Origin of the sequence: Amycolatopsis sp. NPDC051372, from assembly GCF_040682095.1 — a bacterium.
GTDB lineage: Bacteria > Actinomycetota > Actinomycetes > Mycobacteriales > Pseudonocardiaceae > Amycolatopsis.
The window spans coordinates 1-13,691 of record NZ_JBFBAF010000061.1; the positions used below are offsets into that span (position 1 = coordinate 1).

The window sequence follows — 13,691 nt, forward strand, 5'->3', positions numbered from 1 at the left end:
CGCCGAACGAGTCCCGCCCGGCGCCACCCCGGCTGCCGCGGCTGGAGCCGCCGCGTCCGGCCGGCTCGCCCCGGCGCGACTGGGCGTTGGCGCGAGCGCCCTGCCCACCGCGGTTCTCCGGAGCCGGCCCGCCGCGACGGCCGCCGCGGGCGGAAGCGTCGCCGCCGGAAGCGGTGACCTTCTTCGGGCGGTTGTCGACGATCGGGCGGCGCGGCGAGGCGTCGAACGTGCGATCGCCGGGGGCGAGCTCGGCCAGCAGCGGGTGGCCGGGGCCGATCTGCGTGGTCGTGGGCTTGATGCCGGCCTTGCGGGTGAGGTCGCGGACGTCGGCGATCTGGTCGTCGGTCATCAGCGTCACCACGGTGCCCGACGCGCCCGCACGCGCGGTGCGGCCGGAGCGGTGCAGGTAGGCCTTGTGCTCCACGGGCGGGTCGGCGTGGATGACGAGGGTGACGTCGTCCACGTGGATGCCGCGGGCCGCGATGTCGGTGGCGACCAGGGTCTTGGCCGCACCGGAGGAGAACGCCTCCAGGTTGCGCGTGCGCGCGTTCTGGCCGAGGTTGCCGTGCAGCTCGACGGCCGGCACGCCGCTGGCCACCAGCTTGCGCGTGAGGCTCTTCGCGCGGTGCTTGGTGCGCGTGAACACGAGCGTGCGGCCGGGCGCGGCCGTGAGGTCGACGAGCACCGGCAGGCGGTGGGTCTCCTCGAGGTGCAGCACGTGGTGCGTCATGGTCGAGACGGGCGACTGCGCCGAGTCGACACTGTGCGTGACCGGGTCGTGCATGAAGCGCTTGACCAGCACGTCGACGCCGCCGTCGAGGGTCGCGGAGAAGAGCAGCCGCTGCCCGCGCTCGGGCGTCTGGTCCATGATGCGCCGCACCTCGGGCAGGAAGCCCAGGTCGGCCATGTGGTCGGCCTCGTCGAGCACGGTGATCTCGATCTGGTCGAGCTTCACCTCGCCGGAGCGCATGTGGTCGGCCAGGCGGCCGGGGCAGGCGACGACGATGTCCACGCCGTCGCGCAGGCGCGTGATCTGCGGAGACGCGCTCACGCCGCCGAAGATCGTGGTCGTCTTCAGGCCCAGCACCTTGCCCAGCGGCGCGATGGTGGCCTCGATCTGGGTGGCGAGCTCGCGCGTCGGCGCGAGGATCAGCGCGCGCGGGCGGCCGGGACGCCGGCGCGTGGGGCCGGCGGCGAGGCGGGCCAGCACGGGCAGCGCGAAGCCGTAGGTCTTGCCGGAGCCCGTGCGGCCGCGGCCGAGCACGTCGCGGCCCGCGAGCGTGTGCGGCAGCGTGGCTTCCTGGATCGGGAACGGCGAGGTGACGCCCTGGGCCGCCAGCGCGTCCACCAGGGACTTTGGCAGGCCGAGTTCAGTAAAAGTGGTCATAAGTGCGTACGGGCGCTCGAAACGCCCCGGTTCTCCATACGTGAGAAGGGTTGTCCTGCCCGGCGCAGACCTCGGGGGGCCGCGGCGCGTGGTAGTCGACAACAACACGCGATCCGAGGCAGAACTGAGCGGACCGCAAGATCAGTATAGCCGAACGCGCACGCAGGGCCGAGTGAGTTTGCCCGCACCCCGGCCCCTTGCTAAGTTACCCGTCGGTAATCACGGAGGAGGGCCATGCCGCTGCTCAACCCGCGGGCCTACGACCCGCAGTCGTTCGACCCGGAGACCCGGCGCCTGCTGCTGGCCACGATCGAGTGGTTCGAGTCACGCGGCAAGCGCAAGCTCACCGAGGACTACCACAACCGCACCTTCTACGCGGACTTCCTCGAGTTCGCCGGCAAGGAAGGCCTCTTCGCCACGTTCCTCACGCCTGCCGCGGCCGCCGATGGGGCGCCGGACAAGCGCTGGGACACCAGCCGCGTGGCCGCGCTGTCGGAGCTCCTCGGCTTCTACGGCCTCAACTACTGGTACCCGTGGCAGGTCACCATCCTCGGGCTCGGCCCGGTGTGGCAGAGCGGCAACGAGGTCGCGCGCAAGCGGGCGGCCGACGCCCTGGACGCGGGCGGCGTCGGCGCGTTCGGACTGTCCGAAAAGGACCACGGCGCCGACATCTACTCGTCCGATCTCGTCCTCACGCCCGACGGCGCGGGCGGCTACCGCGCCAACGGCTCGAAGTACTACATCGGCAACGGCAACGTCGCCCGCACGGTGTCGGTCTTCGGCCGCATCGACGGCGTCGAGGGCCCGGACCAGTACGTGTTCTTCTACGCCGATTCGACGCACCCGAACTACCACGTGGTGAAGAACGTCGTGCCCTCGCAGATGTTCGTCGCCCAGTTCCGGCTCGAGGACTACCCGGTGCACGCCGAGGACCTCCTGCACGTCGGCCCGGAGGCCTTCAGCGCCGCGCTCAACACCGTGAACATCGGCAAGTTCAACCTGTGCTTCGGTGGCATCGGCATGGCCACGCACTCGCTGTACGAGGCCATCACCCACGCCCACAACCGCATCCTCTACGGCAAGCCCGTCACCGACTTCCCGCACGTGCGCCGCGAGTTCGTGGAGGCCTACGCCCGGCTGGTCGGCATGAAGCTGTTCTCCGACCGCGCCGTGGACTACTTCCGCTCCGCCGGCCCGGACGACCGCCGCTACCTGCTGTTCAACCCCATCACCAAGATGAAGGTGACCACGCAGGCGCAGAAGGTGATCGGCCTGGTCGCCGACGTCGTCGCGGCCAAGGGCTTCGAGGCCGACACCTACCTAGCCATGGCCAAGAACGACATCGACGGCCTGCCCAAGCTGGAGGGCACGGTGGCGGTCAACCTCGCGCTGATCGCGAAGTTCATGCCCGCGTACCTCTTCGCGCCCCAGGACTACGCCCCGGTTCCGACCCGCGATGACGCTGCGGACGACGAGTTCCTCTTCCGCCAGGGCCCCGCGCGCGGCCTGTCGAAGGTCCGCTTCCACGACTGGAAAACGGCCTACGGCAAGGCTTCGCACATCCCGAACGTGGCGCTCTTCCGCGAGCAGGCCGACCACCTCGTGCGCCTGCTCACCGAAGCCGCGCCGGACGAGGCCCAGCAGGCCGATCTGGACTTCGGGCTGGCTCTGACGGAGCTGTTCACCCTCGTCGTCTACGGCCAGCTGATCCTGGAGCAGGCCGAGCTCACCGGCGAGTCCGACGACGTCGTGGACCAGCTCTTCGCCGTGCTGGTGCAGGACTTCAGCGCGGCCGCGGTGGACCTCAACGGCAAGGCGAGCTCCACGGAGAAGCAGCAGGAAATCGCGCTCGCGGCCTTGCGCAAGCCCGTGGTCGACGCCGACCGCTTCGATCGCGTGTGGACAGTGGTGCGCGGCCTTTCTGGGGCGTACGAGATGAACGCCTAGGGCTCGAGCCGGGTTGTTCCCACGGACAACGAAAGGCCTCGTTCAGGTTGGCCGGGAACATCGCCACCGCGGCGACCCTGCTGCACGGTGAGCAGGCAATCCCTGTCACCTCACACCAGGAACGAGGCTTGTCATGGCCGCTCCCGCACTAACCACCGTCGTCCTGATCCACGGCGCTTTCGCCGACGCTTCCGGCTGGCAGGCGGTGGCCGCCGGCCTGCGGGAACGCGGGTTTCCGGTGCTCGCGCCGGCCAACCCGCTGCGCGGGGTCGCCGCCGACGCCGGCTACGTCAGGGACGTCCTGTCGACGATCGAGGGCGACGTCGTGCTCGTCGGCCACTCGTACGGCGGTTGCGTGATCACCAACGCGAGCACGAGCCTCCCGAACGTGCGGGCGCTGGTCTACATCGCCGCCTTCGCACCGGACGAGGGAGAGACGTTGCTCGAGTCCTTCGCGCTCGGCGGCGGGACGTCCGAACTCGGCGAGCGCCTGGTTCGGCGCCCGTACCCGGGCCCGCCCGAGCGCGACGCAGACGGGTACATCGAGCTGGCGTCCTTCCACCGGCTGTTCTGCGCCGATCTCGACCCCGACCTCGCCGCTTTCATGTCCGTCGCCCAGCGCGGGTTCGCGCTGTCCTGCCTGTCCGCCCCTTCCGGTGTGCCCGGCTGGCGGACCATCCCGAGCTGGTACCTCGTGGCCGCCGACGATGTCACGATCCCGCCGGAGGCCGAGCGGTTCATGGCGAAGCGCGCCGGAGCGCAGACGGTGGAGATCGCCAGTTCGCACGTCGCGATGATCAGCAAGCCGGCCGAGACGGTCGACCTGATCGTCGCCGCTGCCGCCGGGTGAAACAGGCCACTAGGCTGACCTGGTGACGCGACGCGAGGCCACGAGCGGGCCCGATCCGGAGCTCGTGGCACTCGCCGGACGGCTGCTGGGCACCATCGAAGCGTTCGCGGACGAGATCGCGTCCGCGATCGAGACCCGCGTCGAGTTCTACGCCATGCACAGCGTTGTTTCGGCCGACGACCTGCGGCGCTCGGTGCAAGGCAACCTCGAGTACGTCCTGCGGTCCTTGCGCGAGGACCGGTTCGCCGACGTCGCGGCGGCCCGGGCGACCGGTGCGCTACGAGCCGAGCAAGGGGTGCCGCTGTCGGTGGTCATGGCGGCGTTCCGCGTGTTGTTCAGCCAGATCTGGCACAGCCTCGTGCGGCACGCCCGGACCCGGGCACAGGTCTCCGATCAGGCGCTGGTGGACGCGGCGTCCGACCTCTGGTCCGCCCACGACACCTTCGCCGAGGAGATGGCCGCCGCCCACCGCGAGGCGACGATGGCTCTGGTGCTGCGCAACGAGGGCGAGCGCTCGGCCCTGGTCGGCGCCCTTCTGGAGGGGCGCCCGCTGAACGAGACGTCCGTCTGAGAAGTCGCGGACGTGCTCCGCCTGCCCAAACGGGGGCCGTTCGTCGTGGTCGCGGCCGAATCGGTGCAGCGCGCGCAGGAAGCGCTGCCCGGCATCGAGAACCGCTTGCGGGTACGACGCATCGGTTCGGCCTGGCGGCTGACGCCCGACGCGCAGATCGGGATCGTCCGCTTCGAGAACGACGCCGACCTGCGCCCGCTCACATCGACCCTGACGGAGTCGGCCCGCAGCCGGATCGGCGTCAGCCCGCCGTACCTGGCACTGACGGAAACGGCGGCCGCGCTGCGGTTCGCGCGCATCGCACTGGCGAGCACGGTCGCCGGCACCCCGCACGTGACGATGTTCGACGACTTTCCGCTCGCCGTCGCGGCGGTCAGCGCGCCCGACGCGATGCAGCGAGTCCGGCAGGCCGTCCTCGGGCCGATCCTGGACCTGCCCGCCGAGCACAGCAAGGTCCTCCTCGACACCCTGGCCGCATGGCGGGACAGCAGGGGATCGGCGTCGGGCGCCGCGGCGGTGCTGTTCTGCCACCCCAACACGATCCGCCACCGGCTGCGGCGGATCGAGGCCGCCACGGGTCGGTCCTTGAGCGACCCGAAAGCAACTGCGGAGATCCTGATCGCGCTCGAGGCCGCGTTGCTGGGAATCGCGCAGTGACGAACGTCTGAGTGCACCGGGTTCGCGGCCGCACCGGTCCGCGAACCCGGGCCGCGCTCGTCCGCGCGGCTACGCTGGCGCGTCGTGACCGCACCCCGCCTCGAAGCCCAGGCCATCACCACCGCGCGGCTGGACCTGCTGCCGCTGCTCGTCGAGCACGCCGGGGAGATGGCGCGGGTGCTGTCCGATCCGGCGCTGCACACCTTCATCGGCGGCAGCCCGGACAGTCCGGAAGCCCTGCGCACGCGCTATCAGCGCATGACCGCCGGCTCGCCTGACCCGGCCGTGACGTGGCTGAACTGGGTGATCCGGCTTCGCGGCGAGGACTGCCTGACGGGCACCGTCCAGGCGACCGCGAGCGCCGCCGGCGCCGAGATCGCCTGGGTGGTGGGGACGCCGTGGCAAGGCCGCGGCATCGCCACCGAAGCCACCCAGGCGCTCGTTGCCTGGCTCGACCGGCAGCCGGTGGCCGTCGTTCTCGCCCACATCCACCCCGGGCACCGGGCTTCCGCCGCCGTGGCCACCGCCGCCGGGCTCACGCCCACCGACGAGTGGCACGACGGCGAAATCCGCTGGTCGAAAACCCGCTAGACCTACTTGCCGAATCCGGCCCGCCGCAGCGCGTCGGCCATCGAGCCGTTTGCGCCGGAGTTGCCCCCGCGGTCACGACCGCCGCCGCCACCGCCGCGGTTGCCCTGCTGGCCACGACGCTGACCGCCGCCACCGCCCTGGCCGCCACCGCCGCCGCCCTGACCGCGGTCGCGACCGCCGCCACCACCACGACGGTCCTGCGACGAAGCACCCGGCTCGTCGTCCAGGCGCAGCGTCAGCGAGATCCGCTTGCGCGGCACGTCGACGTCGAGCACCTTCACCTTCACGATGTCGCCGGGCTTCACGACGTCACGCGGGTCCTTCACGAAGTTCTTCGACAGCGCCGACACGTGGGCGAGGCCGTCCTGGTGCACGCCGACGTCGATGAACGCGCCGAACGCCGCCACGTTCGTGACCACACCCTCCAGCCGCATCCCGGGCTTGAGGTCACCGATCTTGTCCACGCCCTCGGCGAAGGTCGCCGTCTTGAACGCCGGACGCGGGTCGCGGCCGGGCTTCTCCAGCTCGGTCAGGATGTCCGTGACGGTCGGGAGCCCGAAGGTCTCGTCCACGAACTCCGTCGGCTTGAGCGCCTGCAGCGTGCGTGCGTTGCCGATCAGCTCGCGGATGCCCGAGCCGGTGCGGTCGAGGATCCGCCGCACCACCGGGTACGCCTCGGGGTGCACCGAAGACGCGTCGAGCGGGTCGTCGCCGTCCGGGATGCGCAGGAAGCCGGCGCACTGCTCGAACGCCTTGGGCCCGAGCCGCGCGACCTCCTTCAGGGCCGTGCGCGACTTGAACGGGCCGTTCGTGTCGCGGTGGGACACGATGTTCTCGGCCAGCCCCGTGGTGATGCCCGAAACGCGCGTGAGCAGGGGAGCGGACGCGGTGTTCACGTCCACGCCGACCGCGTTCACGCAGTCCTCCACCACCGCGTCGAGCGAGCGCGACAGCGACACCTCGGACAGGTCGTGCTGGTACTGCCCGACGCCGATCGACTTCGGGTCGATCTTCACCAGCTCGGCCAGCGGGTCCTGCAGCCGGCGCGCGATCGAGACGGCGCCGCGCAGCGATACGTCCATGCCCGGCAGCTCCTGCGACGCGAACGCCGACGCCGAGTACACCGACGCGCCCGCCTCGCTGACCACGGCCTTCGTGAGGCTCAGTTCGGGGTGCTTCTTGATGAGCTCCTGCGCGAGCTTGTCCGTCTCACGCGACGCGGTGCCGTTGCCGATCGAGATCAGGTCCACGTGGTGCTTCGCCGACAGCACGGCGAGCTCGGCGATCGACTGGTCCCACTTGTTCGCCGGCTGGTGCGGGTAGATCACGTGCGTGTCCACGACCTTGCCGGTCGCGTCGACCACGGCCACCTTCACGCCGGTGCGGAAGCCCGGGTCGAGGCCCATCGTCGCGCGCGTGCCGGCCGGCGCGGCCAGCAGCAGGTCCCGCAGGTTGGCCGCGAACACCCGCACGGCGTCGTCCTCGGCCGACTGGCGCAGCCGCATCCGCAGGTCGATGCCCAGGTGCAGGAGGATCTTGGTGCGCCAGGCCCAGCGCACGGTGTCGCCGAGCCACTTGTCGGCGGGCCGGCCCTGCTGGGTGACGCCGAACTTGTGCGCGATCCGCATCTCGTACTCGGTCGGACCGACGCGCGGCTCGGCGTCCTCGGCCCGGGGTTCCTCGGCCTCCATCGACAGGTCGAGGATTTCTTCCTTCTCGCCGCGCAGCATCGCGAGGATGCGGTGCGAGGGGAGCTTCGTGTACGGCTCCGAGAAGGTGAAGTAGTCGGCGAACTTGGCGCCTTCCTCTTCCTTGCCCGCGCGGACCTTCGACGCGATGTGCCCCTCGGTCCACATCTTCTCGCGCAGCTCGCCGATCAGGTCGGCGTCTTCCGCGAAGCGCTCCACGAGGATCGAGCGGGCGCCGTCGAGCGCGGCCTGCGCGTCGGCGACGCCCTTTTCGGCGTCGACGAACACCGCGGCCGCGGCCTGCGGGTCGGTGTTCGGGTCGTTCATGAGGCCGTCGGCCAGCGGCTCGAGGCCGGCCTCACGGGCGATCTGCGCCTTCGTCCGCCGCTTCGGTTTGTACGGCAGGTAGATGTCTTCCAGGCGCGACTTCGTGTCCGCGGCCATGATCTGGGCCTCGAGCGCCTCGTCGAGCTTGCCCTGCGTGCGGATCGACTCCAGCACGGCGACGCGCCGCTCGTCGAGTTCCCGCAGGTAGCGCAGCCGTTCCTCGAGCGTGCGCAGCTGCGCGTCGTCGAGCATCCCGGTGACTTCCTTGCGGTACCGGGCGATGAACGGCACGGTCGACCCCCCGTCGAGGAGGTCGACCGCGGCCTTGACCTGACCTTCGCGCACCCCCAGCTCTTCGGCGATCCGCTCCTCGACCGACTGCACGCTCACAACCAGGCTCCTGCTCCGTCTCGGTGTCCCGTGCCGAGCATTCTGCCGTCCGGTTCGGTGCGACTTTCGTATGGCCCCGTCGAAGCGACGCCCGAACGGTTCCTTGACACCGGGATTGGTCTAGTCCACTTTGTGGTGACCTGCCTCACTCTTTCGTGGAGGTCAAGCTGTGTCCCCATTCCCACGTTCTTCCCGCAGACCCAAACTGGCGATCGGCGCCCTGATCGCCACCGTGGCCGCGTGCCTCGGTGTCACCTTCGTCATCGGCGGCAGCGCCTCAGCGGCCAACATCCTCGCCAACCCCGGCTTCGAAAGCGGCAGCCTTTCCGGCTGGACCTGCAGTGGTTCCGCCTCCGTGGTGTCCAGCGGCGCCCACGGCGGAACCAAGGCGCTGAGCGCCGCGCCGTCCTCGTCCGACACCGCCCAGTGCTCGCAGCAGGTGACGGTGAAGGCGAACACCGCCTACAAGCTGTCGGCCTGGGTGCAGGGCAGCTACGTCTACCTGGGCGTCTCCGGCACCGGCGGCGCCGACACCAGCACCTGGACGCCGGGAACGAGTGGCTGGAGCCAGCTCTCGGTCGCCTTCACCACCGGCGCGTCCACGAGCATCACCGTCTACCTGCACGGCTGGTACGGCCAGCCGGCCTATCTGGCCGACGACGTCAACCTCGACGGCCCGGGCACCCCGCCGCCCACGACCCCGACCACGCCCACCACGCCGACGACACCGACCACTCCGTCGACGACGCCCACCACCTCCCAGCCGCCGACCACCGGTGACCTGGCCAAACACGTGCTCACGGGCTACTGGCAGAACTTCTACAACGGCGCCAAGGCCCTCAAGCTGGCCGACGTGCCCACGCGCTACAACATCATCGCCGTGGCCTTCGCCGACGCCACGGGCTCGCCGGGCGCCGTGAACTTCACGCTCGACCCCGGCCTGTCGTCGCAGCTCGGCGGCTACACCGACGCGCAGTTCCGCGCCGACATCAAGACCGTGCAGGCTCGCGGCCAGAAGGTGATCATCTCCGTCGGCGGCCAGAACGGCACGATCAACGTCAGCGACTCGTCGTCGGCGAACAACTTCGCCAACTCCGTGAAGTCGCTGATCTCGAGCTACGGCTTCGACGGCGTGGACATCGACCTGGAGAACGGCATCAACGCCACCTACATGGGTCAGGCCCTGCGCAGCATCCACAACGGCGGCGGCTCGGTCATCACCATGGCGCCGCAGACGATCGACATGCAGTCCACCCAGGGCGGCTACTTCCAGCTCGCGCTGGGGATCAAGGACATCCTCACGGTCGTCAACATGCAGTACTACAACTCGGGCACCATGCTCGGCTGCAACGGCCAGGTCTACGCGCAGGCCACCGTCGACTTCCTGACGGCGCTGGCGTGCATCCAGCTGCAAGGCGGTCTGCGGGCCGACCAGGTGGCCCTCGGTCTGCCGGCTTCCGGCTCGGCGGGCGGCGGCTACCAGGCTCCGTCGAACGTCGTCTCGGCGCTCAACTGCCTCGCCCGCGGCACCAGCTGCGCCGGCTTCAAACCCTCGGCCACGTACCCGGCGATCCGCGGTGCCATGACCTGGTCGATCAACTGGGACGCGTCCGCCGGGTACGCGTTCGCGAACACCGTTGGCGGCGCGCTCGCGAATCTGCCTTAGGGGCGCTCCGGACAGACCTTGGAAGGACTCCCGCGACGGCAGGGAGGGCGTCGTCGCGGGAGCTCCTTTCAAGACACCCCCAGTGCACGTGCTCAGAGGGGGGTGAGCGCGTGCGACGTCGCAAGCGTGCCTGGTGGTGGTTGGTGTATGTGTTGAGGAACTGTTGAATCTGCTGGTGAGAGTCGGTTCCGTCGGCTCGGCGCGCGGAGCGCACCATTGCCGAGGGGGTGGGGGAGAGCACCCCGATCTTTGATTGTGACGACGGTCTGGATCACCTTGTCAAGGCGGGAAAGCGTGCCTTGGCAAGGTGATCCAGACCGCGTTGAAGCTGGGGATCGAGGTGCAGGGGCGGGTCTGGGTGCGTGGCGAAGTGGCGTTGTCGGCCGGAGGCTAGGTGCGGATGTCGATGGTCGGTAGGTGGGGTGTGCCGGAGGTCAGGTGTGGATGTCGATGATCGGCAGGTGCAGTGCGCCGGGGGCGGACGGCGGGACGGCGGGCTTCAGCGGGGCCACCGGGGTGATCCGGCGGTAGGTCTCGCCCAGCGCCGGGCGTGGATCAGCCTCGCCCTTGTTCGGCCACAACGCCATCGCGCGTTCGGCCTGGGCGGTGATCGTCAGCGACGGGTTCACGCCCAGGTTGGCGGAGATCGTCGAGCCGTCCACGATGTGGAGGCCCGGGTGGCCGTACACGCGCTGGTAGGGGTCGACGACGCCGGTGTCGGGGGAGTCGCCGATGGTGCAGCCGCCGATGAAGTGGCCGGTGATCGGGGTGTTGGCGAGGTCGGTCCACGCGCCCTGCGGGATGCCGCCGATCTTCGCGGCGACGCGGCGGGTCACGTCGTGGCCGGCGGGGATCCAGTCAGGGGTTGGTTCGCCGGTGCCTTGACGAGTGGTCATGCGGCGGCCGAGCAGGCCCCGTTTCGTGTACGTGGTCACGGAGTTGTCGAGCGTCTGCATCACGAGCAGGCCGATCATGCGTTCCGACCAGTGTCGCGGGTTGTGCAGGCGCGGCAGCTGGCGCCAGCGCCTCGCCAGTTCGCGAAGCCCCAGCGCCCATCGGCGTTTGCCGGGTTCGGCGTCCACGAGGACGGTGGCCATGAGGCCCATGACGTTGCTGCCCTTGCCGTAGCGCACGGGCTCGACGTGGGTGACGGCGTCCGGGTGGATCGACGACGTGATGGCCACGCCGCGCGTGTAGTCGGTGTCCTTGCGCAGCGAGCGGGCGGCGAGCACGGCCTCGGAGTTGGTGCGCGCCAACAGGCCGAGGCGCGGGGACAAGCCCGGGAGCGTGCCGTCGTCGCGGAGCTGGTGCAGGAGCCGTTGCGTGCCCAGTGCCGCGGCCGAGAAGACGACCTCGCGCGCGGTGAAGGTGCGCCGGCCGCGCCGGACCCAGCGGCCGGTGCGTTCGGTGTCCACCGCGTAGCCCCCGTCGACCGGGCGCACGGAGACCACCGTCGTCAACGGGTGGACCTCCGTGCCGGCTTGTTCTGCGAGGTAGAGGTAGTTCTTCACCGTGGTGTTCTTCGCGCCGACGCGGCAACCGGTCATGCACTCGCCGCAGTGGGTGCAGGCGCGCCGTGCGGGGCCGGCGCCGCCGAAGAACGGGTCGGGCGACTCCTCACCGGGGCGCGAGCCGAAGTACACGCCGACGGGCGTGCTGCGGTAGGTGTGGCCGATCCCCATGTCGTCGGCGACCTCGCGCAGCACCTCGTCGGCCGGCGTCGTGAGCGGGTTCTCGACGACGCCCAGCATGCGTTTGGCCTGGTCGTAGTAGGGCGCCAGCTCGTCCTTCCAGTCCGTGATGTGCGCCCACTGCTTGTCCCGGTAGAACGCGTCCGGCGGCTCGTACAGCGTGTTCGCGTAGACGAGCGAACCACCTCCGACTCCGGTGCCGCTCATCACGAAGGTGTTCTTCAGCAGGGTCAGCCGCTGGATGCCGTACAGGCCGAGTTTCGGGGCCCACAAGTACTTCCGCAGCCGCCACGACGTCTTGGCGAACTCGTCGTCGGCGAAGCGGCGCCCGGCTTCGAGCACGCCGACGCGGTACCCCTTCTCCGTGAGCCGCAACGCCGTGACGCTGCCGCCGAAGCCCGAGCCGATCACGAGCACGTCGTAGTCGGTGTTCAAGACCGTGCTGTTCAAGACGAGGCCACCACCCTGAAGTCGGCCGGGTCGAGCACCCGGGTCCTGCGGTCGTACTCGGTCACCAGGCCGGGCCAGTTGGTGCTCACGCGCCCGTCGGCCTGGCGGTACCAGCTCGTGCACGCGCTCCACACGCTGTGGCCCAGCCGCTGCTGCACCTCGCGGTCGTAGCGTTCCTCCACCTCGGGCCGCACGTCCACATAGGACACCCCCGGCCGCGCGAGCTGTTCCACGGCCTGGCGGATGTAACGCGACTGCCGCTCGATCATGTAGATGATGGAGCCGGCGCCGAGGTTGGTGTTGGGGCCGTAAACGCAGAACAGGTTCGGGAACCCGGGCACCGTCATCCCCAGGTACGCGCGGGCGCCGCCGCGCCACGCGTCGTCGAGACTGCGCCCGTCGAGTCCGAGTACCTTCATCGAGCCGAGGAAGTCGGTGGCGTTGAAGCCGGTGCCGTACACGATCACGTCGGCTTCGTGCTCCACGCCGTCTTCGGTGCGCACTCCACGCGGTGTGATCTCGCGGATCCGGCCGGTCTCGACCTCGACGTTCGGCTGCGCGAGCGCGGGCAGGTAGTCGTTGGTGAACAGGATCCTCTTGCAGCCCAACGGGTACTTCGGCGTCAGCTTCCGCCGCAGCGCGCGATCCTTGATGTGCTTGTGCCGCAGCTGCGCCGTCCGGAGCTCGAAGGCTTTCGCCAGCACGGGGTGGCGCGTCATCGCGTACGTCGCGTACTCGGCGAGCAGGAAGATCCGCAGGCGGCCGAGCAGCTGCGTCGCCGGGAGGCGTTCGAACAGGCGCTTCTGCCAGCGTGCGTACCGCGTGTCGTTCTTGGCCATGATGTAGGGCGCCGTGCGCTGGAAGATCGTGAGCTTGGCGGCGCGTTTCTGCAGCTCGGGCACGAACTGGATCGCGCTCGCCCCGGTGCCGATCACGGCGACGCGCTTGCCCTCGAGGTCCGCCGCGTGGTTCCACTGCGCGGAGTGGAACGCCACGCCCTCGAAGCTGTCGCGCCCCGCGATGTCGGGCAGCACCGGCCTCGACAGCTGCCCGACCGCCGGCACGAACACGTCGGCCTCGAACGTCTCGCCACCGGCCGTCTCGACGCGCCAGCGGCCCTCGTCGAACGTCGCGGCCGTCACCTCCTGGCCGTAGCGGATGTGGGGGCCGAGGTCGTAGTCCGCCACCACGCGCTTGAGGTAGGCGTGGATGTCCGGCTGCATCGAGAACCGCTTGGGCCAGTGAGGATTGGGCGCGTAGGAGAACGAGTACAGCGGCGACGGGATGTCGCACGCCGCGCCGGGGTAGGTGTTCTCGCGCCACACCCCGCCGGGCTCGTTCGCGCGCTCGAGGATCGTGAAGTCGTGGAAGCCGGCGCGCTTCAGTTCGATCGCCGTGCCGACCCCGCCGAACCCGGCGCCCACGATCAGCACCGACGGCGTCCTTGCCGTGTCACCCATCCTGAGCAAGTTACCG

10 protein-coding genes are annotated in these 13,691 nt (G+C 70.1%); 6 read left to right on the plus strand and 4 right to left on the minus strand.

Translation table 11 applies throughout. The features are described from left to right. The coding region (locus AB0M56_RS48660) for a DEAD/DEAH box helicase (RefSeq protein ID WP_364189921.1) at positions 1-1,387 on the minus strand (1,387 nt) is incomplete at its 3' end. A 234-nt stretch (positions 1,388-1,621) separates the two neighbouring features. On the opposite strand from AB0M56_RS48660, the gene AB0M56_RS48665 reads away from it, so the two are divergent. The 5 genes from AB0M56_RS48665 (at position 1,622) to AB0M56_RS48685 (ending at position 6,003) form a co-directional block, all read left to right on the plus strand. Then, complete coding sequence (locus tag AB0M56_RS48665) at positions 1,622-3,334, plus strand: acyl-CoA dehydrogenase (RefSeq protein ID WP_364189924.1); 1,713 nt, start codon at positions 1,622-1,624, stop codon at positions 3,332-3,334. 133 nt (positions 3,335-3,467) lie between these two features. Then, complete coding sequence (locus tag AB0M56_RS48670; RefSeq protein ID WP_364189927.1) at positions 3,468-4,184, plus strand: alpha/beta hydrolase; 717 nt, start codon at positions 3,468-3,470, stop codon at positions 4,182-4,184. A 22-nt stretch (positions 4,185-4,206) separates the two neighbouring features. Next, positions 4,207-4,755: a hypothetical protein gene (locus AB0M56_RS48675; RefSeq protein ID WP_364189930.1), complete on the plus strand. Its 549-nt coding sequence runs from the start codon at positions 4,207-4,209 to the stop codon at positions 4,753-4,755. A 12-nt stretch (positions 4,756-4,767) separates the two neighbouring features. Next, on the plus strand, positions 4,768-5,412 hold the full coding sequence (locus AB0M56_RS48680; protein ID WP_364189933.1) for a helix-turn-helix domain-containing protein: 645 nt from the start codon (positions 4,768-4,770) through the stop codon (positions 5,410-5,412). An 84-nt stretch (positions 5,413-5,496) separates the two neighbouring features. Further along, complete coding sequence (locus tag AB0M56_RS48685) at positions 5,497-6,003, plus strand: GNAT family N-acetyltransferase (RefSeq protein WP_364189935.1); 507 nt, start codon at positions 5,497-5,499, stop codon at positions 6,001-6,003. A gap of 2 nt (positions 6,004-6,005) precedes the next feature. On the opposite strand, the gene AB0M56_RS48690 is transcribed toward AB0M56_RS48685, so the two are convergent. Beyond that, positions 6,006-8,408, minus strand: a complete 2,403-nt coding sequence (locus tag AB0M56_RS48690; RefSeq protein ID WP_364189938.1) for a Tex family protein — start codon at positions 8,406-8,408, stop codon at positions 6,006-6,008. A 169-nt stretch (positions 8,409-8,577) separates the two neighbouring features. On the opposite strand from AB0M56_RS48690, the gene AB0M56_RS48695 reads away from it, so the two are divergent. After that, complete coding sequence (locus AB0M56_RS48695) at positions 8,578-10,074, plus strand: glycosyl hydrolase family 18 protein (RefSeq protein ID WP_364189941.1); 1,497 nt, start codon at positions 8,578-8,580, stop codon at positions 10,072-10,074. A 434-nt stretch (positions 10,075-10,508) separates the two neighbouring features. On the opposite strand, the gene AB0M56_RS48700 is transcribed toward AB0M56_RS48695, so the two are convergent. Both AB0M56_RS48700 and AB0M56_RS48705 read right to left on the minus strand, forming a co-directional pair. Next, entirely contained in the window at positions 10,509-12,215 is a 1,707-nt protein-coding gene (locus AB0M56_RS48700; protein WP_364189943.1) for a GMC family oxidoreductase, read from the minus strand. Next, positions 12,212-13,675, minus strand: a complete 1,464-nt coding sequence (locus AB0M56_RS48705) for an NAD(P)/FAD-dependent oxidoreductase (RefSeq protein ID WP_364189946.1) — start codon at positions 13,673-13,675, stop codon at positions 12,212-12,214. Before AB0M56_RS48705 ends, AB0M56_RS48700 begins: the two co-directional genes overlap by 4 nt. Between the last annotated feature and the right edge of the window lie 16 nt (positions 13,676-13,691).

Excerpts from the sequence above, each read along its gene's own strand:
- AB0M56_RS48665 (WP_364189924.1), top strand. The coding sequence starts at position 1,622 with ATGCCGCTGCTCAACCCGCGGGCCTACGACCCGCAGTCGTTCGACCCG.
- AB0M56_RS48670 (WP_364189927.1), top strand. The coding sequence starts at position 3,468 with ATGGCCGCTCCCGCACTAACCACCGTCGTCCTGATCCACGGCGCTTTC.
- AB0M56_RS48705 (WP_364189946.1), bottom strand. The coding sequence starts at position 13,675 with ATGGGTGACACGGCAAGGACGCCGTCGGTGCTGATCGTGGGCGCCGGG.